At 30.2% G+C, this 25,212-nt stretch carries 32 protein-coding genes; 2 read left to right on the forward strand and 30 right to left on the reverse strand.

All coding sequences use genetic code 11. The annotated features are described in order from the left end of the window. Window positions 1-206: 206 nt before the first annotated feature. The 8 genes from ACREV6_RS21585 to ACREV6_RS21620 all read right to left on the reverse strand — a co-directional run bounded on the left by ACREV6_RS21585 (window position 207) and on the right by ACREV6_RS21620 (window position 6,672). Window positions 207-1,040 carry a DUF2785 domain-containing protein gene (locus tag ACREV6_RS21585; RefSeq protein WP_431580112.1) on the reverse strand — a complete coding sequence of 278 codons (834 nt, stop codon included), beginning with the start codon at window positions 1,038-1,040 and terminating at the stop codon, window positions 207-209. A 238-nt stretch (window positions 1,041-1,278) separates the two neighbouring features. Further along, window positions 1,279-1,977 carry a 5'-methylthioadenosine/adenosylhomocysteine nucleosidase gene (locus ACREV6_RS21590; protein WP_431580113.1) on the reverse strand — a complete coding sequence of 233 codons (699 nt, stop codon included), beginning with the start codon at window positions 1,975-1,977 and terminating at the stop codon, window positions 1,279-1,281. Between the two features lie 254 nt (window positions 1,978-2,231). Beyond that, a complete protein-coding gene (locus ACREV6_RS21595) occupies window positions 2,232-2,744 on the reverse strand; it encodes a GNAT family N-acetyltransferase (RefSeq protein WP_431580114.1) in 513 nt (170 codons plus the stop codon). Between the two features lie 76 nt (window positions 2,745-2,820). Next, window positions 2,821-3,354: a GNAT family N-acetyltransferase gene (locus ACREV6_RS21600; protein ID WP_431580115.1), complete on the reverse strand. Its 534-nt coding sequence runs from the start codon at window positions 3,352-3,354 to the stop codon at window positions 2,821-2,823. Between the two features lie 513 nt (window positions 3,355-3,867). Further along, the gene (locus ACREV6_RS21605; RefSeq protein ID WP_431580116.1) at window positions 3,868-4,239 is read right to left on the reverse strand and encodes a hypothetical protein; all 372 of its coding nucleotides are present in this window, start codon (window positions 4,237-4,239) and stop codon (window positions 3,868-3,870) included. A gap of 897 nt (window positions 4,240-5,136) precedes the next feature. Further along, window positions 5,137-5,865 carry a permease gene (locus tag ACREV6_RS21610; RefSeq protein ID WP_431580117.1) on the reverse strand — a complete coding sequence of 243 codons (729 nt, stop codon included), beginning with the start codon at window positions 5,863-5,865 and terminating at the stop codon, window positions 5,137-5,139. Then, complete coding sequence (locus tag ACREV6_RS21615; RefSeq protein WP_431580118.1) at window positions 5,862-6,344, reverse strand: permease; 483 nt, start codon at window positions 6,342-6,344, stop codon at window positions 5,862-5,864. Before ACREV6_RS21615 ends, ACREV6_RS21610 begins: the two co-directional genes overlap by 4 nt. A 1-nt stretch (window position 6,345) precedes the next feature. Beyond that, window positions 6,346-6,672 carry a cupin domain-containing protein gene (locus ACREV6_RS21620; RefSeq protein ID WP_431580119.1) on the reverse strand — a complete coding sequence of 109 codons (327 nt, stop codon included), beginning with the start codon at window positions 6,670-6,672 and terminating at the stop codon, window positions 6,346-6,348. 99 nt (window positions 6,673-6,771) lie between these two features. On the opposite strand from ACREV6_RS21620, the gene ACREV6_RS21625 reads away from it, so the two are divergent. Further along, window positions 6,772-7,449, forward strand: a complete 678-nt coding sequence (locus tag ACREV6_RS21625; RefSeq protein WP_431580120.1) for a Crp/Fnr family transcriptional regulator — start codon at window positions 6,772-6,774, stop codon at window positions 7,447-7,449. A gap of 306 nt (window positions 7,450-7,755) precedes the next feature. On the opposite strand, the gene ACREV6_RS21630 is transcribed toward ACREV6_RS21625, so the two are convergent. The 8 genes from ACREV6_RS21630 to ACREV6_RS21665 all read right to left on the reverse strand — a co-directional run bounded on the left by ACREV6_RS21630 (window position 7,756) and on the right by ACREV6_RS21665 (window position 12,999). Beyond that, window positions 7,756-7,926, reverse strand: a complete 171-nt coding sequence (locus ACREV6_RS21630; RefSeq protein ID WP_431580121.1) for a hypothetical protein — start codon at window positions 7,924-7,926, stop codon at window positions 7,756-7,758. A gap of 235 nt (window positions 7,927-8,161) precedes the next feature. Beyond that, on the reverse strand, window positions 8,162-8,350 hold the full coding sequence (locus ACREV6_RS21635) for a ferredoxin (RefSeq protein ID WP_431580122.1): 189 nt from the start codon (window positions 8,348-8,350) through the stop codon (window positions 8,162-8,164). A gap of 81 nt (window positions 8,351-8,431) precedes the next feature. Continuing rightward, entirely contained in the window at window positions 8,432-8,593 is a 162-nt protein-coding gene (gene rd, locus ACREV6_RS21640; RefSeq protein WP_431580123.1) for a rubredoxin, read from the reverse strand. A gap of 167 nt (window positions 8,594-8,760) precedes the next feature. After that, complete coding sequence (locus ACREV6_RS21645) at window positions 8,761-8,946, reverse strand: hypothetical protein (protein WP_431580124.1); 186 nt, start codon at window positions 8,944-8,946, stop codon at window positions 8,761-8,763. A gap of 118 nt (window positions 8,947-9,064) precedes the next feature. Beyond that, on the reverse strand, window positions 9,065-10,711 hold the full coding sequence (gene hcp, locus ACREV6_RS21650; RefSeq protein WP_431580125.1) for a hydroxylamine reductase: 1,647 nt from the start codon (window positions 10,709-10,711) through the stop codon (window positions 9,065-9,067). Between the two features lie 58 nt (window positions 10,712-10,769). Continuing rightward, entirely contained in the window at window positions 10,770-10,931 is a 162-nt protein-coding gene (locus tag ACREV6_RS21655) for a DUF1540 domain-containing protein (protein ID WP_431580126.1), read from the reverse strand. An 88-nt stretch (window positions 10,932-11,019) separates the two neighbouring features. Further along, window positions 11,020-11,745: an iron-sulfur cluster repair di-iron protein gene (gene ric / locus ACREV6_RS21660; RefSeq protein ID WP_431580127.1), complete on the reverse strand. Its 726-nt coding sequence runs from the start codon at window positions 11,743-11,745 to the stop codon at window positions 11,020-11,022. A 21-nt stretch (window positions 11,746-11,766) separates the two neighbouring features. Further along, the gene (locus ACREV6_RS21665; RefSeq protein WP_431580182.1) at window positions 11,767-12,999 is read right to left on the reverse strand and encodes an FprA family A-type flavoprotein; all 1,233 of its coding nucleotides are present in this window, start codon (window positions 12,997-12,999) and stop codon (window positions 11,767-11,769) included. Window positions 13,000-13,207: 208 nt separating this feature from the next. Here ACREV6_RS21665 and ACREV6_RS21670 point away from each other — a divergent pair, with 208 nt between their 5' ends. Beyond that, on the forward strand, window positions 13,208-13,918 hold the full coding sequence (locus tag ACREV6_RS21670) for a Crp/Fnr family transcriptional regulator (protein WP_431580128.1): 711 nt from the start codon (window positions 13,208-13,210) through the stop codon (window positions 13,916-13,918). 394 nt (window positions 13,919-14,312) lie between these two features. Here ACREV6_RS21670 and ACREV6_RS21675 read toward each other — a convergent pair whose 3' ends face one another. From ACREV6_RS21675 to ACREV6_RS21740, 14 genes are all read right to left on the reverse strand, one after another. Continuing rightward, a complete protein-coding gene (locus tag ACREV6_RS21675; RefSeq protein ID WP_431580129.1) occupies window positions 14,313-14,672 on the reverse strand; it encodes a hypothetical protein in 360 nt (119 codons plus the stop codon). 106 nt (window positions 14,673-14,778) lie between these two features. Continuing rightward, complete coding sequence (locus tag ACREV6_RS21680; RefSeq protein WP_431580130.1) at window positions 14,779-15,357, reverse strand: non-canonical purine NTP pyrophosphatase; 579 nt, start codon at window positions 15,355-15,357, stop codon at window positions 14,779-14,781. Window positions 15,358-15,379: 22 nt separating this feature from the next. Then, window positions 15,380-15,877, reverse strand: coding sequence for an HIT family protein (locus ACREV6_RS21685; protein WP_431580131.1), 498 nt, complete (start codon window positions 15,875-15,877; stop codon window positions 15,380-15,382). A 21-nt stretch (window positions 15,878-15,898) separates the two neighbouring features. After that, a complete protein-coding gene (locus ACREV6_RS21690; protein ID WP_431580132.1) occupies window positions 15,899-16,417 on the reverse strand; it encodes a YcxB family protein in 519 nt (172 codons plus the stop codon). 64 nt (window positions 16,418-16,481) lie between these two features. Further along, window positions 16,482-16,940, reverse strand: a complete 459-nt coding sequence (locus tag ACREV6_RS21695) for a GNAT family N-acetyltransferase (RefSeq protein WP_431580133.1) — start codon at window positions 16,938-16,940, stop codon at window positions 16,482-16,484. Between the two features lie 111 nt (window positions 16,941-17,051). Further along, the gene (locus ACREV6_RS21700) at window positions 17,052-17,906 is read right to left on the reverse strand and encodes a hypothetical protein (protein ID WP_431580134.1); all 855 of its coding nucleotides are present in this window, start codon (window positions 17,904-17,906) and stop codon (window positions 17,052-17,054) included. A gap of 70 nt (window positions 17,907-17,976) precedes the next feature. Then, window positions 17,977-18,594: an HD domain-containing protein gene (locus ACREV6_RS21705; RefSeq protein WP_431580135.1), complete on the reverse strand. Its 618-nt coding sequence runs from the start codon at window positions 18,592-18,594 to the stop codon at window positions 17,977-17,979. Between the two features lie 1,195 nt (window positions 18,595-19,789). After that, window positions 19,790-20,101, reverse strand: a complete 312-nt coding sequence (locus ACREV6_RS21710) for an ArsR/SmtB family transcription factor (RefSeq protein ID WP_431580136.1) — start codon at window positions 20,099-20,101, stop codon at window positions 19,790-19,792. A 145-nt stretch (window positions 20,102-20,246) separates the two neighbouring features. After that, window positions 20,247-20,780, reverse strand: coding sequence for a permease (locus ACREV6_RS21715; protein ID WP_431580137.1), 534 nt, complete (start codon window positions 20,778-20,780; stop codon window positions 20,247-20,249). 3 nt (window positions 20,781-20,783) lie between these two features. Beyond that, window positions 20,784-21,260: a permease gene (locus ACREV6_RS21720; RefSeq protein WP_431580138.1), complete on the reverse strand. Its 477-nt coding sequence runs from the start codon at window positions 21,258-21,260 to the stop codon at window positions 20,784-20,786. Window positions 21,261-21,308: 48 nt separating this feature from the next. Next, a complete protein-coding gene (locus tag ACREV6_RS21725; RefSeq protein WP_431580139.1) occupies window positions 21,309-21,605 on the reverse strand; it encodes a cation efflux transmembrane domain-containing protein in 297 nt (98 codons plus the stop codon). A 131-nt stretch (window positions 21,606-21,736) separates the two neighbouring features. After that, on the reverse strand, window positions 21,737-22,348 hold the full coding sequence (locus tag ACREV6_RS21730; RefSeq protein WP_431580140.1) for a putative zinc-binding protein: 612 nt from the start codon (window positions 22,346-22,348) through the stop codon (window positions 21,737-21,739). 341 nt (window positions 22,349-22,689) lie between these two features. Beyond that, complete coding sequence (locus tag ACREV6_RS21735; protein ID WP_431580141.1) at window positions 22,690-23,328, reverse strand: hypothetical protein; 639 nt, start codon at window positions 23,326-23,328, stop codon at window positions 22,690-22,692. Between the two features lie 168 nt (window positions 23,329-23,496). Then, on the reverse strand, window positions 23,497-25,143 hold the full coding sequence (locus tag ACREV6_RS21740; RefSeq protein WP_431580142.1) for an FAD-dependent oxidoreductase: 1,647 nt from the start codon (window positions 25,141-25,143) through the stop codon (window positions 23,497-23,499). Window positions 25,144-25,212 lie beyond the last annotated feature (69 nt).

Consider the following 25,212-nt stretch of genomic DNA (forward strand, 5'->3'; position numbering starts at 1 on the left):
TATTTACATTACCCCAGTATTAGTATTGCCCAAAAAATAAAAAATTAGTACAGGAGTAAATTCCCATACTAATTTCTAGTTAGATATACACTTCTAAAGTCATTTACACAAATCTATAAACATTCTCAAAGCCTGCTATATCAACGTTTATGTTTTGGTGACTCCTAGAGGAATTGAACCCCTGAGTCGTTAATTTGCCTTTATGTTTATGAGTAATCCTCACCAAAACGACTTGCATTCTTTAGCACCTCTTTAACTACTTTTGCTACTTGTTCATACTTCGTATTACCAACAAGTCTAAAGTATAAGCCTTTTAAGAAAAGAGTTACATTAAATTCAATAAATAAATAATCAGGAACTATACCTGTTTTTTCTATGTTACCAACGCTTCTGATCCATTCTTCAATTTCTCCTACAGGAATTATATCTCTTTCCAAAACCTCCTTAACAGCCGATATCATACGTTCATCCTCGTTATTAATATATCCGTAGTAATTCACCTTAATTTTTTTATATATTGAATCTAATATCTCTTTTAGTCCTTCATATCCTATTACTTGACATTGTGCAAGTTCCATCAGGGCATCAGCACCGTGGGCAGCCCCATGAGCCCAGCTTTTACCTTCTACAAAGCCTCTTACATCCCTGTCCTCATTATAAAATTTCAAAACTGTATTAAAAGCTTTTAAAATATCACTATCAGATAAAAGCTTCCTGTGCTTATAGATGATACATGCAGCCACTTCAACGGAAAAAGTCCTGCCAAAAACCGTATCATTAATTTCTCCCAATCCATTTAAAATATGTTTTTCGTCTAATGCTATCACAAATATATCATGTGCTTCTTCAAATGTCACAACATCCGTCATTATCCATTCTACAAGAACACCAAAGACCAAGTCATTACGCAACTCACCATCAATATCTCCTATATAATCCATCAACTCTAAGGATAATTTATATGGGTTCACACCCTCTGGTACTGCATATTTGTTATCTTTTATACTTCTTAATAATGTCTTTAACGCTTGCTTTTCCATACCTTTCCCCCATCTCTCTATATTTTTTTGAGTTTACTTCTCCTACCATAGCTTACTATCTCTTTTCCCAAAAGTCTTTATTATACATATTTCATTTTCACTGCACTCATCAATTAAATATTCATTTTTTCGACTGCACGCGACCTCTGTTTAAATGATATCAGTACGTATATTAGTACAGCAACCTCAAACATTTTTCTGAATTAAAAATGCACCATTTATAGAATCCAACTACTTTTTATTTTAAAGATATACTTAACTTTTTGATAAGCTCTTCAACAAATTTTATAGAATTTAATGCTGCCATTTCTATGTTGCTTTCAAATGTTTTTGAAGCGTTTTCATCTGCATCATCTGACATTGAACGAATAACTATAAAAGGGATATTATTTACATAACATGTATGAGCAACACTAGCACTTTCCATATCTACACATAGCGGATTAAAATGTTCTATTAAACTTTCCCTTTCATTATGCGTAATAAATGATTCGCCAGTAATAATTCTTCCAATGTGGCATTTGCTTGGAATCGATAAGGAGTTAGCAATATTTTCACATAACTCTAACAGTTCAACATCTGGTTTGATATATATATCTTCCATCCATGGATGATATTCTGTTAAGATTTCATGTGCAACATCATGATATGCAACCTCACTTGAAATAACTATATCTCCAATCTCAAGTTGTCTATTTAATGCACCTGCAACTCCTGTTAGTAAAATATGCGTAACCTCAAATTTATTGATTAGAATTTGTGTAGCAATAGCAGCATTAACTTTACATACTCCACAAACTACTGATACTACCTCAATTCCTTCATAATCTCCTGAATAAAACTTTAACATAGCATGTTCACTAAACTTTACATTTGATATTTTACCTATAAAAGGCATTATTTCTCTTTCAGTAGGTCCTATTACCCCTATTCTCATCACTTTATCCCCCTATTATTTCGCAATTAATTAATTCCAATTATAGATATAACCAGTCCCGTTTATCTATATCTTTAGTAATTCTTACAGTTGTTTATGACGAACTCCATGAAATATACGTCACAACTAAATATTAAATTCTGTTCTATTACCTCTATAAATCGAAATTTTATTTGCTCACGAAAGTTTAAAATTGTTCATTATAAGTTAATTTTATCTATCCTACAAATATTATTAATCTAACTTATTGAGGATTATTCTAAATCAAGTCTATACGTATACTCATCATATATAATATCAGTACCACGTTTTTTAAAGGTACCTTCCTTTTCAATATAAAAGTTAAGTTTTTTTAATACTGCATTTGAACCTATATTTTCTTGTGCCACAGGAGCAGTTACTTTTTTTGCCCCATTAATATGGCAAAAATCAATTAGTGCTTTTATCATTTCTGTAGCGTATCCTTGAACCCAATAGTTTTTATGAATGGCATACCCTATATCCCAATGCTCTTTGTCTTCACTTGGAGCAGTACTGCATGTTCCAATGTAATTTCCAGTTTCCTTTGAAACTGCAACAAAATAATAGCATCCATTATAAATTTCTACATTCTCTTTCCATTTTAAATAGTTATCTTTTGCTTTTTCACGAGGTGGGTCTGATAAATATTTACCCATTTCATCATCCAACCATATATCCAAACAAAAGTCAGCCTCTTCTTTCTTAGTGCTTTTAATAATTAATCGATTTGTTTCTAAATTTTTCATTTTTATACTATTCCCCTTACATATTAAAATTTTAATGGTTCGCTTTTTTCTACCATCGCACCGCAGTTTAAGATTATTACGAAAGCTTCTTATATAATTTGTAATAATTAAATTTGCACATTTCACCACAATATTGAGCCATCTTAGTATCCATATTTTGAAAACCAAGCTTTTTAATTACAGTATTAGAAGAAGTGTTATCTGGCTTAACAATAGCAACTAATTCTTTCAACTCAGTATTTTTAAAAACCCACTTAATTAATGCTTTAGCCGCCTCAGTACCGTAACCTTTGCCTTGATAGTTATCTGAAACACTATATGAAATCTCAACTTCATTGTCTACCATAGCTTGTGCATGAACTCCCACAAAGCCAATACATTTATGCTCATCCTTATGCTCAATTGCTAACATTATAAATGGTTCAATAATATCAAACCGTTTATTTATCCATTGTATCCAATCAAGTGCCTCTGTCTCATCATGCATAACCATATCAGCCATCCAATAGGACACCTTTGGCTGCTGACTATAATAAGCTGCATCCTTTACATCAGATGGTGAAAAAGGTCTGATAATTAGATTATCTGTTTCAATATTAATATTTATCATTTTTAAAACCTCCTCTATATATCTTAAAATATTCTTTCATCGCAAAATTTAGCAAGTTAGACATAACTCTCTAACTGATAAATGTCCTCCGATATCGCTGATATGCTCTACGCCTATCCAGTTTTACACTTTTTTTTGATACCGATAGGTGAGCCAACGTATTACCACCAAAGGTGGCAGTCAGAGTCACCTTTCCACCGGTTCACACCGTACGTGATACTTATTATCATCACAGATAACATTTTCCGCAACTTCACCGAGCTTCACACATCAAACATGATATTGTTCGGGCACGTCGGAGTATTAGAAATCTTGTAACCCCTCACACCTGGTCAAACAGGTACTTCCCTTTATAGCCACAGCCTGCACAAACAATCTAATAACTCTTACAGTTGGTTATGACGAACTATATTTGGAGTGCGACGTAAAAAATGCCGTAAATTCAGTTATGAATAATACGACATTTTAATGGATTATTCGGTTTTAATAGTTGTGACGTTTTATTTTAGAAGATTACGTCTTAACCTTTATTTTTACTTTTCTACAAATAAGTTGCAAAAATGAAATCAAAGTAATAGCAAAACCTATAATACTAACCACCGTATCATATTTGTGATAGCTATATGTTAATGCCTGTTGCATAGACATAAGCCATAGAAACAATGGTATTAACAACAAATTCGTATTCATTAGTATATATATAGTTTTTCTTATATAAAAACTATATATTATTAGAAATAAAACTAACAGACAGGATATTACTACACTATTCGTATAAGATAATTCAACAGGTATATCACTTGTAACTACCATTTTATATACCCATATTATTAGTATGAACGCACTTACACCTAAGCCAATAAAAATATCCTTTATTTTGTTCATGCTTTTTAAACACCCCTCTCTTTCCCATATTATTAATTATTTTAGAGATAATGAACGATAAAGTACCACTGTGAGGCACTTTTATACAACTTCGACCTAACTCTATAGAAATTATAGCATATTATACATAATTTAGAATCATTATATTCCTATAATAGTTAATATTTTCATTTTAGAACACCGTATTATTCAATTATCAATGAGCGCTGTTCGTACTTTCAATTTCAATAGTTATGTCGCCCCTTTTTCAAAGTTCGACATATACCCGTTATTCTTTAACAGTCAGATATCTTTATAAAACATGTCTAGCTAACTACGGTATTCCACACACTTATCGATTGTGTCACTTTTTGGGGACTACATATTATAGACATAATACTCATAAATACTTCTAAAATATTCTACTAACAATCTTTCTGCATCCTTCTATCATATTCCTTCTAAATTTGTATAATAAATCAAAATAACTCGTTATTTACTAAACAATCCCTCTTAACTTTCCTTTAATATTATGAAACAACAAAAAAACACCGATACCTAACCGATGTTTTTTTGTCCAAGCAAATCTATTTAACAAATAACCTTAATTTTTTTAATGAAAGATTTTAATGACAAGATGTTCAAACGCTTACCATTTATGCAGGTGTCTATTCTATATGTATCAGTTTAAAACACGCATTCAAATATATTGTTATTCCTAACGCTTTAAAAATCTTTACACTCGAATCAGCTTGATTTATAGGCTCACCTATAAAATTATGTGCAAGTACTCTGTACTTAACTTAAGTCAGTATCAATTATAATTTTCCAGATGTATAAACTTGTGAAAACACTTCATAAATTAAAGCTTAAAATTATTTTACAATTCTAAGCTTTATTATTATTTATTTAATATAATTATTTGTATCTAATAGCTTTAGCCGGACATTTATCTATCACTACCTTAATGTTTTCATTTTCCTCTGACTTAGCTACATTCTTAATAACCTTTGCTTTTTTATTTATAATAATAAAGTTATCAGGTGATATTTTTGTACATAATCCACATCCAATACAATATTGCTCATTTACATTAAGCACAAGTTCTTCTTCATTAGTCAAAGTATACTTCATTGGTATATCTTCCTTTTTTACTAACCTTGAAGTGATATAAGCCATAATGAAAATTGAGAGAGTAGTCAAAACCCATCTTATAGCCATGAATTTAGGGCCCAAAAATTTTGCTTCATTAGCAAGCATCGGTATTTTAATTACTGCCCAGGTACTAAGCATAATTACAATATTTGAAACACTTGCGCCCTTTTTCAAAAGCATTTTGCACACTGGAAATGCTGCATATATAGGCCCTGCGGAAAAACTTCCAAGTAAGAAAGAAAATACAGAGCCTTTAAAACCTGAACCTTCACCTAAAGCCTTTTCTATGGATTTTTTAGGAACCCATGCTTCAATAAGGGAAGTTAGTAGCAATATAACTGGCATAATTATAAGCATTTCTTTTATATAATATAAGCTATTATTTAAAGACTGAACAGCTTTAATTGGCATTAGAATTCCTAGCACTATATAAGTTGTAATTACCAAAGTTAAAAACATATTATTTTTTATTTTCACTCTAATGGCGTTCACATTATCACCCCCATTAATAGTGCAATTATAATGGCAAATATAAAGCTTAAAGAGTTCCTTGCTATAGTAAACCTTAAACCAAATTCTCTTTTTTCAAGAGGAAAAGTAACTATCCCTACCATAGTAAGCGTTGTTAAAAATGCAACCACTAGAACTATATTAGCTCCAGCATTTACAAGAGACCCTACCAATGGAAAAGCAACAAAAGCAGGTATTAAAGTTATACTTCCTACAAAAGCCGAAACAATTGTAGATATTATAGTATTGGATTGACCCATATATTGTTTTATCGTATCTGGAGGAATAAACGTTAATATTAACCCGATAAGAAAGAGTATAGCAGTTATCTCACCTATCATATTTTTCATCATTCCACTTGACATCTTAATAGAATTTAATGTTCTCTTCTTATCTTTAATTATTGACCAAACAAACCATGTTCCAGTAATAATCCAAAGTATAATCGTGAATATATCCATCCTATATGCCTACAAAGTTTTTAGGATTTGGTGCTTTTATTACGAATAGCTCAAGAATTTCATCGTTTAAATTATTTATATTCATTTTTATATTATATGGTATATTTATTATATTTCCCTGTGAATATTTTTTTTCATCCTGTTCTCCCAATTTTATTGTTAATATGCCTTTTACTATAACCATGTACACATTTGAATTAGAAAAGTGTTCCGGAAGTCCTGTTCCTTTAATGAATGTCATATGATTTAATAGCAAATTATCATCATCGATAATTTTCGAAATGCACTTTTCATTAGAATTTTTAAATTTATAATTTTTTTCTATCATAATAATGTCCCCTTTCAAAATATCTCTACTTGTATTATAATTTAAACTGAATTATAAATCAGTTACCATGGTTACTAATTTTAAAAAAGGAGAAAATTAATGTATGCTTATATACCTTTAATTAAAAACATTGATTTATTTAAAGACCTTTCTTTTGAAGATCTAGATTATTTATTTACCAAAGATTTATATGAAATTACAAGCTATAAAAAAAATTCCGTAATATATTTTCAAAACGAAAAGTGTACAAGATTTGACATAATTTTAAAGGGTACTGTATTAGTTCAAGAAATTGATTCAAAAGGAAATGTATTAACTATTAGTGATTTTACAGTTGGTGAAGTTTTAGGTGGAAATTTGCTTTTTTCATATAGAAATTTATATCCTATGACAATTCTTGCAAAATCTGATGCTACTATTATTCATATAAAGAAAGATTTAATTTTAAAGCTTTGCCAAACTAATGTTATTTTTTTAAATAATTTTCTTAAATCAATATCAGACAAAACTTTAATATTAACAGATAAAATCAAATCATTATCTATGAAAACTATAAGAGAATGTATAATTGATTTTTTAATTTATGAAAGCTTCTCGCAAAACAGTAGGATAATTAAATTAGACTACACAAAAAAAGAACTAGCTGAAAAGTTTGGAATTCAAAGGTCGTCTCTTTCTCGTGAATTAAACAAAATGCGAAAGGACGGGTTAATAGAATATGATGCTCGCTCAATAACAATAATTGATATTAGTTCATTAACCTATTCTCATTTGTAGATATTGTATTATATTATTTTTACCTTTCACAAAAATATATTCCCATTTTTTATTGTGGGGACTTTTGCATACCCACTTGTTTGGTGTACCATACTTTTACATTAATTGGAGGAGCAATCCCAAATAATTTCATTCATTCTAATAATATTCATTATATTTTCTCCTTTATATTTTATTATTGGTGTTAATAATTATTACTCTATAGTTATTGCACTAACTGGTCACTCCTGCTCTGCATCTTTATCTTGTTAGTAACATTCTATCCCTTTAGACCTATTTAAAATGTGATTTAAATCAAATTAAACACTAGATTAATTTTTTACTATAGGCGTTTAGTTGTCTTTCCGTTTCTTCCATTTGTCTATCCACAATACTTGCCTTTTCTATATGGCCTATTATGCTTTCAGATGTTATTTTTAATATTCCGTCAACATCTACTATTTCTTTATTCATGTTTTCAATGTGGCACTTTATCAAACTATAGACTATGTTACTTTAGTATTTAATTGATGCAGACACAGTATATTTTATATAGTCTTAAATATAATATAAATAATGTTTATTTATATTATAACTATTTTTACGTAAAAATACGGTAACATGTGTTACCGTATTTAAACTTCATTCATCGGACCTCCTCCTTGACTTTCAATATGATTTTCTTTTAACAACACAAGGCCGCAGTTTATTACACTTTTTATCTATATTATTACTATTCTACAGAAATTGCAGCAACAGGGCATTGTTCTTCTGCATCCTTTGCACTACTTACGAGATTTTCTGCAACTTCATCTAGCGACGCCACAGCTTTCCCATCCTCTTCCATTTGAAAGATTTCAGGACATACCTCAGGGCATAATCCACATCCAATGCATGTATCCTTATCAACGTGAGCCTTCATTAAAATCACCCCTTTAACTATTTTTTTATTTACTAATTAGTTATTTCCTTAATAACATAGTAATATATTAAGTTAGTAACTTTATTCTACTTTTTCAAAGTCCGATTTTGGAACTCCGCATAACGGACAAACCCAATCCTCTGGAATATCCTCAAATTTAGTACCTGGCTTTATTCCGCCATCTGAATCTCCTTCTGCTGGATCATAAATGTATCCGCACACTAAACAAACATATTTATCCATAAAAACATCTCCTATTAATTTATTTAATAATATTATTGACTAATCATTAGTATCTCCCATAATTTTTCCTATACTCTTACCAAAATTTCTACACCTATCCAACGCTACTTCATCTGGGTTCCACATTTCTCGTATTCCAAGGTTTATTGTTTCAAACCTTTCGCAATTTAAAGTGGTGACCTCTTCATATCACCTATAACAATTGCACCAATTACGTTATTATCTTTTATAAATATCTTCTTGTAAACTTTTAAATTAATATCCTCATCTGTTAATATATTTGTAGACTCTGATTCATCAATGCATCCCATAGAAAATAATGAAATACCAAAATTTTTTATTATTAACATCATATTATTAATTATACAAATTTGTTTTTCATTAGAATATGATTTAAGTCACAAAAGTTTTAAAAAAATAAGCTGCTTCTAAATGTATTCAATTTTTTACATTTAGCAGCAGCCATACTTTTTATCCTAATATTTGTTTTAAATCATCTTCTGGTGTGCTTATTGGTTTAATATCAAAAGTATCAACTAAGAATTGTAATACATTTGGACTTAAGAAAGCTGGCAAAGTTGGTCCTAAGTAAATTCCTTTTACTCCAAGTGAAAGTAATGCCAATAAATCTGCAACAGCCTTTTGTTCATACCAAGTTAAAACTATTGCAAGTGGTAGATCATTAATGTTGCATTTAAATGCATCAGCTAGTGCTGAGGCAATTTTAACAGCAGAGTATGCATCGTTACATTGACCTATATCTAGTAATCTTGGAAGTCCCGCTACTTCACCAAATTCTAATTTATTAAATCGGTATTTTCCACAAGCTAAAGTAAGGATAATACAATCCTTAGGAACTTGCTTTGCAAATTCAGTGTAGTAATTTCTTCCTGGTCTTGCGCCATCGCATCCTCCAATTAAGAAGAAGTGCCTAATTTTCCCTTCTTTAACTGCATTCACTATTGTTTCAGCATGAGCTAAAGTTGCTTTATGACCAAATCCAACTAGAATTTCTTTAACTTCCTCATCTTTTTCGAAGCCACCCAGCTCTAGAGCCTTATTAATTATTTCAGAGAAGTCCTTATGACCATTCTCATCATTAGATATATGTTTTAGACCTTCAAAGCCAACTACACTTGTAGAGAAAATTCTATCTGTATAAGAATCTCTTGGTTTCATTAAGCAATTCGTTGTCATTAAAATACAACCAGGTATACCATCAAATTCCTTTTGTTGATCTTGCCATGCCCCCCCAAAATTACCTACTAAATGAGGGTATTTATTTAACTTAGGATATCCATGGCAAGGCAACATTTCACCATGAGTATAAATATTTATTCCCTTTCCTTCTGTTTGCTCAAGTAACATTTCAAGATCCCTTAAATCGTGACCAGAAACTATTATAAATGGTCCTTTTTTAATGTTTACATTAACCTTTGTAGGTGTTGGAGAATTGTATTTCTCATTATTGGCTTTATCTAATACCTCCATAACTTTAACACTCATATCTCCAGTTTTAACTAAATACTTGATAAGATCTTGAAGGTTTAAACTATCATCAGTCATTACGGCTAAAGCTATAAAATAAAAATCATCTACTTCATCGCTATTATATTTAATAAATCTAGCTTGATGTGCATAAGCTGCAATTCCTTTTAGTCCGTATTTTATAGTTTCGCGAACTGAGCGGATATCAGCATCTAAATCCTCATCATACATAATACCTGCTTTTTTAGCATCTTCAAGCATCTGCTCTATAGTATCACTTAGATTATATAAAGCCTCTTTTGTATTTACTTCTTCTCCTGCTACCTTTTTCCTGGCATCTTCTTTTATTACTTGAGATCTTTTAAGCATATCAATATGAGATTCAGGATCAAAATTTACATTAGTTAATGTCATAAACAATGAATTTTCAATAAATGAAACCCAAGACTTATCAATTATTTCGCCTTTTGCTAAAAGTTTAGTAGCATAACAGCTTATTCCTTTTAACTGATATATGAGCAAATCCTGCATTGCTGCAATTTCTGGCGTTTTTCCACAAACTCCTACTTTGGTACAACCTTTTCCACCAAAAGTTTGTTCGCATTGAAAACAAAACATTTTTCCTTGCATATGTAACCCTCCTAGCTTTGCAGTCTCACCTTATAAAATGAGATTGCACTTTTTCACATTATTGTAATGTTTTAAAACTTCCGCAGTCGGTACATTCCGGTGTTTTAGAAACACTTTCATGTTTTATAATTTCTATTTTGTTTAGAGTGCAGTAATTATCATCTTTACAATGATGTTTACATTCATTTACTGTACAACCTATGCTCTCATTATGGTTCATAAGAAAATCACCTCCATTAATTTATTGAATACAAATTATTATTATCATCATTAAAGTTAATTATACATAATAAATACTCTTTTGATAATCATTTGATATGGCAATCGCTTTTCTGTTGAATCATAGGGAATAGTACACTGTTTTCTAGATAAATATGAATAAATAGATCCTTTTCTAAATCATGAAGTTTCGTATATGCAAGTTTGAAAGATGTGCAGCCCCCTTCTGGTGCCTCAAAATCTCTTGTTACCTCCTCTAATTCTTTAAGTATATTTCCAGCAGCTTCATGTTCCTCCTCTGTTCCCTTAGTTAACTCATTTATTTGGGATAATATATTATTTTCTCTTGTTATTTCATATTTCTCTATAAGAGGAAATAAAATTTCTTCTTCTTTAACAAGGTGCTCCTCAAGTTCTGTTTTCAAGGATCCGAAAAGTTTATGCACCTTTAGCAGTTCTTCACTATGATGCTGAAAATGTACCTTGAGTACTTTAAATAATAGCGTATCTATTTCTTTGAGCTGTTTTTTTGTGAATTCATGATGAGTTTGCACTAGGTGTTTTATTATTACTGAAGGTTTTTCTTTTCTCCAGTCTTTATATTCTGAGTTTGATTTTATAAACTTCTCGTATTCGTTATTAAGTTCTTCAATGATTTTATCATGTTCTACTGCTATCTCGTCCAAGGCTCCTGCTAACGTATCATGTCCACCGCAGCAATAATCTATTTTATATCTATTAAATATCTCTGCAGCACCTGGGAAAATTGAAACTATTTCGCCGAGGCTTTGGTTTTCATTTATAATTTTTTCCATAATTAATTCCTCCTCTTATTTTTAAACTGTACCAAGTAATAAGTCTGCAGTATAATTAACTGCTCTTTCAATGCTCTTTAGGTTGTCCTCGTTTGGTGAGAATCTAATCCTTAGTGGGAATTCTATATCAATCATACCAGTAGACTTAATTACATCAGAAGTACTCAAGACTTTAATGTTACTTTGCTTCAAATAATCTTGAACTACTTCTATAGCTTCTCCACTCCAACCATAAGAACCAAACGCCGCCCCTATTTTATTTTCTAGGTTTAGTTCATGTATTTCTTTTAATATATCTTCCATGTTTCCAATCATATCAGCATATCTTGTGGAGCTACCAAACAAAATAGCATCAGCTTCATTAATAGCTTTCATTACATCTTCTTTTACTACTTTATTTACATCTATGGTCTCTGAAACTATATTTAGCTCTTCAAATTTTTCCTTGATATAGTTAGCAATTTTTTTTGTTCTACCTGTCATAGTAGAATATAGAATCAATGTTTTTTTATTTATTTCTGTATTTTTACTCATATTATCATAAATATCTATAAAACTTTGAACATTGTCTCTAAGGATATATCCATGTGATGGTGCTATCATCTTTATATCTAGATCTCTAATTTTTTCTATCATAATTTGAACGTATCTTCTATGAGGGTGCATTATTAATTTATAGTACCCAATATAATCATCATCTATATCCTCTTTTGCCCTATCATTAAAATACTCATAGTTGGCTACGTGAGTACTAAAAATGTCACAAGGGAATAAAATTTTATCTTCTATGCAATAAGTTATCATTGTCTCCGCTGTATGAAGATAAGGTGTTTCTATGAACTTGAGGGTTTTACCTCCTATATCAAGAGTATCCCCATCACCTACTACTAGAAATTCTCTATTATGAAGTTTGTACATTTCCTTAAGCTGATCTACAGCCAAATTTGTGCACACAATTACGGCATTTTTAGCATACGCAGCCAAACTTCCAAGCGAACCAGAATGATCAGGCTCAGTATGATTAATTATAATGTATTTAATTTTTTCAAGATCTATTATTTTTTTTAAGTTTTCTACATACTCTCGTCCAAAACTCATATCAACAGTATCTATAACTGTTGGTTTTTCAGTCATTAATAAATAACTATTATAAGTTGTCCCTTTAGTTAATGTTAATCTATGAAAAGGTACATCTCTTTCATCAACCTTACCAACCCAATATATATTCTCACTTAGCATAATTTTTTCATTCATAATGTTTTCATTCATAATGTATTCCTCCTGTATTTAATTTGTTTTGTTCTAATGTGTTCTCTCTCCCCTATGACCCAATTCTATAATGATTTTGATTTTAGGAATATGATTCAAATCACAAATCGGAAATATTAAAAATTTCTACTTATTAATATTTGACCACAATAAATTAAAAATGTTATGATATTAGATGGTAGGTGATATATATATGGAAAAGTGTAATTGTGAAAATTGTAATCATAGCCTATGCGCTAAGAAAGTACCGATATTCTCATTTCTATCTGATGATGAACTTATAAAAATTATTGATATGACTGGACATAAAGTCTATAAAAAAGGTGATATGTTATGTAGTCAAGGTGAAAAATCAAATACCTTATTCATTATTAATGAAGGCCAAGTTAAAATATCTAAATTAACAAAAGAAGGTAAGGAGCAAATAGTTCATATCTTTACTGGTGGTGATTTTTTTGGAGAATTAAGCTTGTTTAGTAGTGATGAACTGTATAATTTTGATGCTTATGCTATCTCAAACGTTAAAATATGTACATTGACTAAACAAGATATGGATAAGATTATCATGAGTAATCCAGAAATATCCTTAAAGCTATTACAAGTTATTTCAAAACGTCTATCTCAGACTGAAAATCTTGCGCAAAATCTGGCTACTAATGATGCAGAAATAAGAATTGCCTTTATGCTTTTAGAGTTTGGGGAGAAATATGGTACTTCTACAAGCCAAGGCTTACAAATTAACTTACCTATTAATAGAGAAGAGATGGCGAATTATGTTGGAGTCACAAGAGAAACTATAAGCAGGAAGTTAGGTATATTTGAAGAATTGGGTATCATTAGTCTTAAGGGCAACAAAGTACTTATTATAAAAAAATTAGATAAGTTAAAGTCATATGTAGAATAATAATTTCAAATCAATCTGTGGCGCATTATTAACATGCTGCCCTTAAAGTAGACCGATTAAGAATAAAAATCTGTCTACCTTTATTATGTTTTTTATTTGGTATAAAGAATCTAAAAAATAGAATAAAAAACATTCCCCATAATAATATGTTATCTTAAACCAAAAGGAAAAAACCATCTGAGCTCAGTCCCAGATGGCTTTTTAATATTATTTGCGCTAACCTTAATCAAAAGAAGAAGGCCCCTTTATTTATCCATTTCATACTGATTAATTAATTTATAGAATGTAGTTTCCTTTAAATCTAATATTTTCATAACATTCTAAAGCTTTCTCACACTTATGTGATAAAAGTGTGAGAAAATAAATAGAAAAACCGTAATAACTTAAATTCATTTTAAGTTCTTTTTATTTTAAATCTGATAATCAACCCAATTATAAGTCCAATCAACGCAGGAAAAAAAGCAAAGAATAATTCTATCCCATCAAAGGTACTGAATATTACAATCGGAATTATTATGCCCAAAAGGCCAACGAATACAGGATAAAACCAAAACAGATAACCTTTTTTCATACTAATGATATAGGAAGAAATTAGAGTAGTTAAGGGCATTACAATATAAAAATTAAAAATACAATAGCCCATTTCATCCCCAGCAGAAAGAAATACTCCCTCAAGATAAATTACAAAAAAAATTAATGCAGAAACACCATAACATATTATTGAGATTACTTTCGGTGAATTAATACTTTTCATGATTATTCCTCCTCAAAATAAAATATAATTTTTACGTCAACATGCATTACTAGTTTGCCATATCCAAGTTATTCATTTTCTCGCACGCTCATTATTAGCCTAATGGTTATAAGCACCCCCTACCCAATTTAGATAAAATATATTCTTTAAATTTGCTCACTATCTCACCGTTACTCCAGTAGGAAATCATTTTTTCGACAGGTATATCTGAAATAGGAACATCAAAACCTTCTGGAATAAAAAGCTGTTCAATTGAAGTACCACATTTCTCACTGGGTTGTTTTGCCAATTTCCCTTGGTATGATCCAGTAAAAACAACTGGTTCTTCACCTGGACGGCAATATGCCAAACAATCTTGAATAATAATAGTACGATTAGTCTTGCCTTGCATTAAGTTAATAAAATCATATGAAGAAAACCATTCATTTACATATTTGATAAATGGACCAGGAAATCCATTCAATGTCTCTATGTAAAAGCCAGCATCTGTTACTATGACAGGTTGATTTAGCTGTTTGCTTGCCCAACTAGCTGAATACATAGCTACTTCTTGTACACTTTTACTTTGAATTTCAGGGGTATCTAATTTCTTTTGTAAAAGAAGTATTCCTGTATTGGTAAATGCCTTTATCGCAACATCAAATTTAACATCGTTACCTGTAACATAAATTAATGTATTATCCACTATATACACTCCTTTTTATATCTCATTTATTCATTTTACGCTTATAAAGTTCTACTGTTTCATAATAATCCATAATAATTCCTTCTTCTCTGACAAAATTTCCATAGCCTCTCGACTCTCCTTTTAATCGAGGTAAAAGTTGAAAATGTAAATGATTCCTTTTACCGTCACATATTGTACACATATATACTTTTTCTGCACCAATAATTTCTTTATGAAGTTTAATTATTGCATCTGATATTTTTAATATATGTGTTCCTAATTCAAGAGGCATTTCAGAAATGTCTTCATAATGTTCCTTTGATACAATAATTGTCTGTCCAGTTGCTCTTGGGTATTTTTCAAATTGACACCTTACCTTTTCATCCTCGTAAAAAATTAAACCCTCGTCAGGGAATATATCCCCTGTATTAAAGTTATAACATCCGAAACATATACCTTTTTCTTGCAATTCTTTTATCTTTTCAAATCTTTGATTTAGTGCTTTCTCTTCGTTTTCTGACAATTGTTTAACGTACAATTTAACCCCACCCTACTGTTTTCATCTTACTTTTAACGTTTTATTCAGTATATTTAAAAATTCACTCTTTTCATCAACACTGCCGAATATTCTTATCGGTATAATATAAGCCATTACAGCACTAACGTATATAAATATATGTGTTTCAGACTCTACAATTTTTTCAATTAAATTATATTTTGTTTCACTGAATTCAGTTTTATCAACAACACCTTCTTCTGTAAATGAAAAGTTGTGCTCCCCAAGAATGCCTGTGGTTTTACCTTCCTCAAGTATCTTTAAAATTCTTTTTTCTACAGACCTTTTTAGAAATTTAGGATAAAAAACAATCCATAATACAGATGATATTATACAAACACTAAACCAATACCATAAAGGTATATCAGTAATCTTTATTAGAAATATAGGTGAAATTAGAAATATGCTTGGGAAAATAAATCTTTGGATAAATAAGGAACGTTTCATTGTCACTGAATGAGTCATATGGTAAATGTTAAAATCGATGTAGTCCTGCTTAGTTATTTGATATTCTAAATTCATAAAATCCCCCTATAATTGAAAATATATTATCCTGAAAAATTTGTTTTGCAAACAAAAAAACATATCATGCTTTATCCTTCAGATTATATTCCATAACTATTTCATCTTCATCAACTTCACCAGTATAATGGAACCCCATGTCAAGGTATAAATTGCGTGCGACTTCATCACCTTCTATATAGCAAAGAATTATCGAATCATATTTCTCTTCATTCTTTATCATGGAGAACCAGAGTTGCATAGCAGACTTTCCATAACCCTTTCCTTGATATTGTTCTGCAATCATGAACTGGTCTAGCACACACACTAGGCTATCATCGTCTAAATCATGTTTCATTAACATTCCTATTGGTAAATCCCCGTTATAAATGGCATATACACGACTATTATAATCTCGAAATGCAAATGCCCTTGCAAGTATTGTCACATTGGGAGCAACAAATTTTTTCTGTTCTTCTTTAACCTTCAGTTCCTTAAAAGTACGCCAATTATCGGGAGTAATATTACTAAAATGTATAGTCATAATTCACCTCACAAGAAATAAAATTTCTGTCAATCTTTAATTTACATTTTTCTACAGTTATATTGTATGATAAGAATATTACGAGCCTTTATTAAATAATAATTTAACGAACTAAAGTATACATTTATAACATCTATATTTCTCTTTAATTTCAAAACCTGCAGTCAACGCTAAATTTAATTCATCAGTACAATCTTCATCAGTAAAAAACAAAATTTCCTTTATTTCACCAAATTCATTATATAATTGCATTAACATTTCATTAATTAAAATACTTTCAACACCATTATTTTTATATTCTTTATCAATAAATAAACCAACAATGTCTGATAAGTCTTTGCCAGTCTTAGTAAAAATGCTTGCATGAATCGCTTCATCTTTCCTAAAAACAAGTACCTGAAAGCGCTCCATATGCTTTTGTAAATTTTTGCTATTCCAATAACCTCCAGAAGGGATAGCATATTTGTCATGAAATATAGCATATTCTTCAAAATTATCTTTAGTAATTTTATCTACGCAATCATGCTTTTGATTCGAATTGGATTTTAAATTATATAAACTGGTAACAATACTAGATTCGATACATTCTATATTCTTTTTCATAAAATATTGATTTGCATTTTCGTTAGAAAATGGTACCCCTATCAATAATTCATATCCAGCTAATTTCTTACTTATATACCCAATCAATTCTTCTGCAGTTTGGTCACAATCTTCTCTTATCAAAAATTGTGTTGTTTGTGCATATTTTTCATCACATATCCAAAAATAAACACAAACTCCACATAATACATTTTGATGATAGCAAGCTACTATATTATAATTATCTTCACGGATAGCTCTTTCGATCTCTCTTTCACACTCTTTCATTGATTTTATTCTTGGATAACTAGCATATAAATTATTCTGATTTAATTCCCATGCAAAATCAATTACTTCTTCAACTTTATTAATTGTTTTTATCATTGTCTATACCCCCTGTACTATTAATATTTTATATTTCTGTTTAGCTTAATCTGCCCTTACAAATACTTCATCATATTTTTATACACAATTCACCTTCCGCTTCTCTGCTAAACCTATCAATAAATGAATGTACAAAAGAAACTTTGTCATCAAAAATTTCGCGCGATACCTCATAATTAAGTAATTCTCTACATTTTTGAACTTCAGAGTCAAATTCCTTGTTATAAAATTCTACTGAATTTTGCATTGGCTCGTCTTTATGAGCATAATACTGAAAATTCATCCAGATTTCCACAGCACCAAAATGGTCAAGTATGTCTGCATCCTGTACTATTTTTATATATTCTGAATAAACATTATTTTTCTTTCTTAGGTTGTGGGAATATATTATTTTAACAATCTCATTAATTTCATACTCTGTACAATATTCTTTAAGAACATCTTTAATCAATACAGCTCCATATTTTCCATGGGGTTCTATTCCCTTTGCTATATCATGAAATAATGAAGCAACAATAATAATATCATCATGAGAGCAATCTTCTGATAAAATTACTTCTCGCAATTTCAAAGAAAGTTTAGACACTCTTATTCCATGGTAGTAAATAAATCCTTTTTCTCTTTCTAAATGGGATTTTCTATTAGCCAGCAACTTATATGCAATTTCTCTAAGAACATTAATATCCATTCATATCCTCCCATATCTTAATTCTTGTATATACTGTAACTGTACTCCAACTAACTACGATATCCTTCACACTCACCATGACGTAAATTTTTTTTCAGCTTACAGTTATAGACATAATACTCGTAAATACTTCTAAACCATTCTACAAACAATATTTCTGCATCCTTCTATCATATTCCTTCTAAATTTGTATAATAAATCAAAATAACTCGTTATTTACTAAACAATCCATCTTAACTTTTCTTTAATATTATGAAACAACAAAAAAAACACCGATATCTAACCGATGTTTTTTGTCCAAGCAAATCTATTTAACAAATAACCTTAATCTTTTTGAATTATTTAATGCAAGATTTTAATGACAAGCGGCTCAAAAGCTTACCATTTATGTAGGTGTCTATTCATGGCTATATGACTCATTTACATATCTTGCTTTTAGTTCTTGAATATTCATAGATAAATTCAATCTATAGCAATTACAAACACAGCAATCCATAAGCCATCGTTATGACTAGGCCCCTCTGTCTTTTAAAATATTCACAAAAATAAACAGCACTTCTGCTTCATAAAACTAGTCTCCAGCATTAAGCCACTCAAGCGATCCTGCTTTGCCATCCGAAATTCTAACCTTAATTCTAATATTTCGTTTCCTTTTAAACTTTCACTATTAATAAATTCTACCTTTCCTTTATATATCCTGCAGTATCATAAATCTTTTTAATGCAGTTATTATCAAATCTATATATTACTGAACTAGGATCATCACTTGGACTACTGTGGTAAATGTGTAAGGTACTACATTATTAACTATCTTTTAATTACCTTTGTAAAAAACCTTTATGGACGTAAATACCAATTCGTCTCTATATTCAATATTCATTAGATTGCACCTCGATATCCTCTTATGGCCTTTACCTCAATAACTATACTTTCATCAAAATATACAATTTACTCCATATACATGGGATATATTTATAAGTCGATAAACTATTAAGCACCCCTTAATTATAATGTTTAACTAATATAGTTGTTTTCCTATGCCATCTTTCATTATTTGGTATAACCCAAGCTAAAGTCTTTACCTAAAATTAAAGAACCTGAAGTTAGTTAAACTAGTCCCTATAGGATATACTCTTTGAAAAAAAGCCCAAATAGTTAGAATATTTATCCAACTATTTGCAGCTTTTAAAGAAGTTTATCTTTCTTCTATGTTGTCTTTCATATTATTCACATAACCAAAAACATATTTATTAACATGCTCTATAATAATTTTCACCTCATCATTATATATTCTATAGTGAATCTCAAGTCCAACTCTCTCACTCTTAACCAGTCCTGAATCCTTTAAAATTCTTAAATGCTGTGATAAGTTCGCTTGGCTAAATTCAAATTTTTCATTTAGCTTACAAACACATATAGGTCCATCGCAAAGTAACTGCATTATTTTATATCTTACAGAATGTCCAAGTGCCTTAAATACCTTTACCGCTAAATCATCTTGATTCAATTTTTTTCCTCCTTGTACTTTTGAGAGGTAATTAATTACTATTAACCTTACTTATGTGCTTATAATTTTAAATTAATTACTTATATAGTATTTATTATATAGTACATAAGCAAGTATTTCAATATTCTAGCTATTAACTATATATCTATAGCTTTTCTGCGTTCTTATAAATGCTATTAACTTCATCCTTTGAAACAAAAACTGATAATAAGTAAGCAATTATTATTATTCCTGGAATATCAATTAATAATCTTGTTATTGCAAACTTACTTCCAAGAGCTGATATTTCAAATAATAACATTGGAATTTTAGTAGTGGACCAAGCTCCAATAAAGATCAGAACATTACTAAATTTAACTCCTTTTTTCATGAAAACTGCTGCAACAGGGAATGCACCATAAAGGGGACCTGCTGCTGCTGAACCTAGAATTATTGAAAGTATTATTCCTTTAAGACCTGATCCTTCTCCCATATATTTCATCATCATTTCTCTTGGAACCCATATATCAAGTAGTCCAAGCAGTACAAATACTGGTGGTATAACTAAAGCCATTTCTTTAAAACTATATGCAGCAATACTAAAAGATTTCATTCCCAAATTATAATTAAATATTGCTAGAATGCCTACTGCTATTATCATTCCAATAAAATATCTATATCTTTTTAATAACTTTTTCATACACTAAACCACCTTTCCAATAATATATGCTACTAAAAACGAAAATATAAAAGCAAATAAATTTCTAAGTAATGTTAACTTCTTGCCAAAATATTTTATTTCCACTGGCATAGTAACAACACCCACCATCATTAATGATGAAAGAAAAGCACCTATCTGCATATAACCTGCACCATTTTGAAGTAACATTGCTGCAGTGGGGAAAGCAACAAATCCTGGAATTAAAGTTATTGCTCCAACTACTGCGGCAATTATAACACCAAAAAAGCCTGAATTAGTTCCAATAACCTTTGATATTAACTCTGCATTGAATACCGCAAGTAGAATTCCAACAAACATAATAACTGTTAAGAACTCCGGTAAAATATTCTCAAATGCTTTCCAAGCTTTTTTAAGTGCCATTTTAGTTTTTTTCTTATTTTTATAATAAGAAAAAACTAATAACAAAATTGTTAATGTATATAAAATAATATTACTCATTTAAGTCTAACCCCCTAATTTACATTAATTATGCCACAGTTTTCACATCTATTGAACTCTAATTGTATAGTTATATGGCTTATACCCAAGAGTTTTATTTTCATCATTACTCTTTTGTGACAGTTTAATAGCAAAATAGCTTACAACAATAGATAATGCATCACTTAAATTATGAACTGCATCAGAAATTAAGGATAAGCTGCCTGAATATAATCCGCCTATTATTTCAACTGCTGTTATAACAAGATTTAAAATCATAGTTATAAGTAAATTTATTCCTTTAACCTCACTAACATCATGATTATGGCCATGGTTATGAGCATCTGTATGATTATGATCTGACATAATGTTTCCTCCCAATATTAGTTCAATTACATAACTATATAATTAACTGGTTAATTCAATTCAATAAATTTAGTCAATATGATTTTATTCATATTGACCAAATGCTATTAATTATACATTAATACTAATTACTATTTCTCGTAAACTTCTAAAACTGCACTTTCAACCGCAGCAGAAATTTTTTCAAGATCTGTTGATAAGTTTAAATCAAAATTCTTTGCAACTCCCAAATCTTTGGAAACAATAATATGTCTATCTGCTTCAAATCCAAAGGCCTTTAAGGTCTTTTTAGCACAACTCATTGGACATCCGTCTATAGCTACTATTCCCTTTGCATTTTTTGCTCCATTTGTGATGTTCGGAAGTTTTGCTGAAATACTTGCAAGACATAATAATGATGCCTTATCGTACCCAACATTATTTGCAGCCTTTACACTACCAAGCATTGTTGACTGTCCTACATTCGATGCACCCGCACAGTAAAATACTGCAACTGGGCTTTTCTGCTCTTCAACTTCAATACCCTTTGTTTTCTTATCCATATAAGGAAGATACCAATTTTCAGTTTGTTTTTTAATTACAGTGCCTATAGGTTTTTTTATATCACTACTGCTTTGTTTATCTTCTTGTTGTAATGAACCACATCCACAACCACCAGTTACTTGTACTTGTTTTACTTGTTCTGTTCCTACTAAACCACAGCCACAGCCACAGCCGCAGCCACTAACTTCTTTTTCACTCATTTTAATTCCTCCATTTGCTTATTTATGTAATTAACCATTTAATTAATTTCTTATATTCTTATGTTAAAACTTTTAGTTCATGTTGTCAATACCTTTTTTAATACTTTATAATAAATAGTATGTTTTAATTAAATAATTATATACAACTTATCATATAAGGTATTTTTATAAAGGTTTCAACGTTGACTATATCTAATGAAAGAAAGGTTGCCTGATTAAGGCAACCTTTCTTTCTAACAATATTTCTCATTTTCATTTCACAATAACATGATATTACCGGTAGTTCAAAAACCGAAAAGTCATTCTTATGTATATTAAAATTGTTTTTAATTGTAGTAAAATTAATTAAATTTAAAGTATACAAATCCTCCTCCAATTGTTGTAGTATTGTACCATAACACAAGGTCAATTTTTTTAATTAATTCTTCATCTAAAATTTTAATAAACGCACTTTTCCCATCTTCTGAATACTCTAGTGAAATTATAGTAACCCAATGCCACGGTTGTAAATTCTTTTCATCACCGTTACATAAATTTAGAAATGCTATAGGCGCATCATTGATAAGTCCATCTTGTAAAAACATCAATACTTCTGATAATTTAGGACGTTTAAATTTATCTTTAGGCAAATCTAAAAAGTTATAGTTAACATTTAGGCCTCTTGATTTTGTGTAAGCAAGTACATCTTCATAAAACATTTTAGTTGTGGGTATACCCTCTTTTGTTGGCGTAACATATTTCCAAACTTCTTCCATTAGAGATAAGCAGCTCTCATTGCTGCTTATCTCTTTATCTACTTCAAAAATAGACCTGCTATGATTTAGATAAAAGATAATAGCACTTGCTGTAGTAGGACCACATCCCGATTGGCGTTGCCACTCTGTAGTATACCATTCTTGATTACAGCCATTAATCATTTTGTGCGTGCTTTTGTCTAATACCTTAAATAAATCTGGATTCTCTATTGACTTTACAATCATATATACCTACCCCCGCTATTAAAATCAGTTAAAATATTACTGAATCAGTATCCAATTTAGGCATCCATCCCACGCCCATTTATGGGGGATATATAAATCCTATAAGTTCCCAACCTTGTTGGAATTTAGTTATATATAAATTACCACTTTGTAATTGTGTATAAGCATCTACATTTGGTTTTTATAATTTTTAAATCCACCTGACAAATTATAAACCTTTTTAAATTTATTATTTATCAATATATTTTGTACTGCATTACCTGTTACTCCTTTGTTACAATAAGTAACTGTAACTTCATCCCTATCTAAAGCTTCTAATTCTTTTCGAATCTTATCTTGAGGAATGTTTTTTGCTACCTCTACATGACCTTCCCCATATTGCTTTGACACTCTTGTATCTATAATTTTAATTTTTTCTCCATTTTTCAATCTAGTTTTTAATTGTTCTGGAGTTATAATTTCTCTTCCTTTATTAATAGCATTGTCAAGTATCATACCTGTGTACATTACCGGGTCTTTGGTTGTTGAGAAAGGTGGTGCATAGGCTAAATCGAGATGAAATAAATCCTCAACCACGGCGCCATAGGTAATTGCTGTTGCAAAAACATCAATTCTTTTATCAACACCATTTGTACCAACAATCTGTACGCCGAGTAGCTTACCTGTATTTTTATCTGCTACGGCTTTTATAGTCATCTCTTCACCACCATAGTAAGTTGCTTTATCAGGTTTTATATTATGGCATACAGCCACTTCATAGCCTTCCTTTAATGCTTCTTTTTCACTTAACCCAGTATAAGCAACGGCCAAATCAAAAATCTTGAAAATCCCAGTTCCAAGTATTCCTCTAAACTGGAGGCCTCCACCCGTTATTGAATCTCCTACTATCCTACCGGTTTTATTTGCAGTAGATCCTAAAGGTCTATATATGTTTTTTCCTGTTATTAGTGAATAACTTTCTGAGCAATCCCCACAGGAATATATGTAATCAAAATTAGTTTGCATTTTTTTATTAACACTAATTGCTCCCGTTAACCCAATTTCAATTCCAGCCTCCTTAGCAATTTTAACGTTTGGTTTAATTCCTACAGCAGCAATAATAAAGTCTGTTTCTATTTCCTTGCCACTACTTAAAACTACTTTAGTGCTAGTGACTTCACCTTTAACTTCGGTAACACTGTCTCCTAAAACAAGATTAATACCTTTTTCATTCAAATATTTTTCGATATAGATGGCCATATCCTTATCTAGTGGTGGCATAACCTGATTTGCAAGTTCAACTAGGGTGACATCAATTCCTAGATCCTTTAGGTTTTCTGTCATTTCAAGTCCTATAAAACCTGAGCCAACAATAACTACGCGCTTTGGTTTATTTTTATTTATAAATGCCTTTATTCTATCTGCACTTTGTACATTTCTTAAATAAAAAACATTTTCATTGTAAATACCTGGAATATTCGGCATCACAGAACTTGCACCAGTAGATATTACTAATTTATCAAAGTCTTGATTAAAAATTTCTTCTGTCTTTAAATTCTTTACCGTTAACATCTTTTCTACGGCATCTATATTTAAAACTTCATGCTGCGTAAAAATGTCAACATTATATTTTTTCTTAAAAAAACTTGCATCTCTTGGTACAAGTTCCCCTCTATCTTTTACTTTATTCCCAATATAATATGGAAGTCCACAACCTGAATAGGATATATCCTTGTCTTTCTCAAAAATAATCATTTCAGACTCTTCGTCGTTTCTTCTTGCCTTGGCAGCTGCTGAGGTTCCACCTGCAACAGCCCCTATAATTACAATTTTCATTTTTTTCCTCCTCTTATTACCGAATCAATATCTATTTAGGTATTCACAATTAAATTCATGCAACAATGC

This window comes from Clostridium sp., from assembly GCF_050717515.1.
Lineage (GTDB): Bacteria > Bacillota > Clostridia > Clostridiales > Clostridiaceae > Clostridium_AD.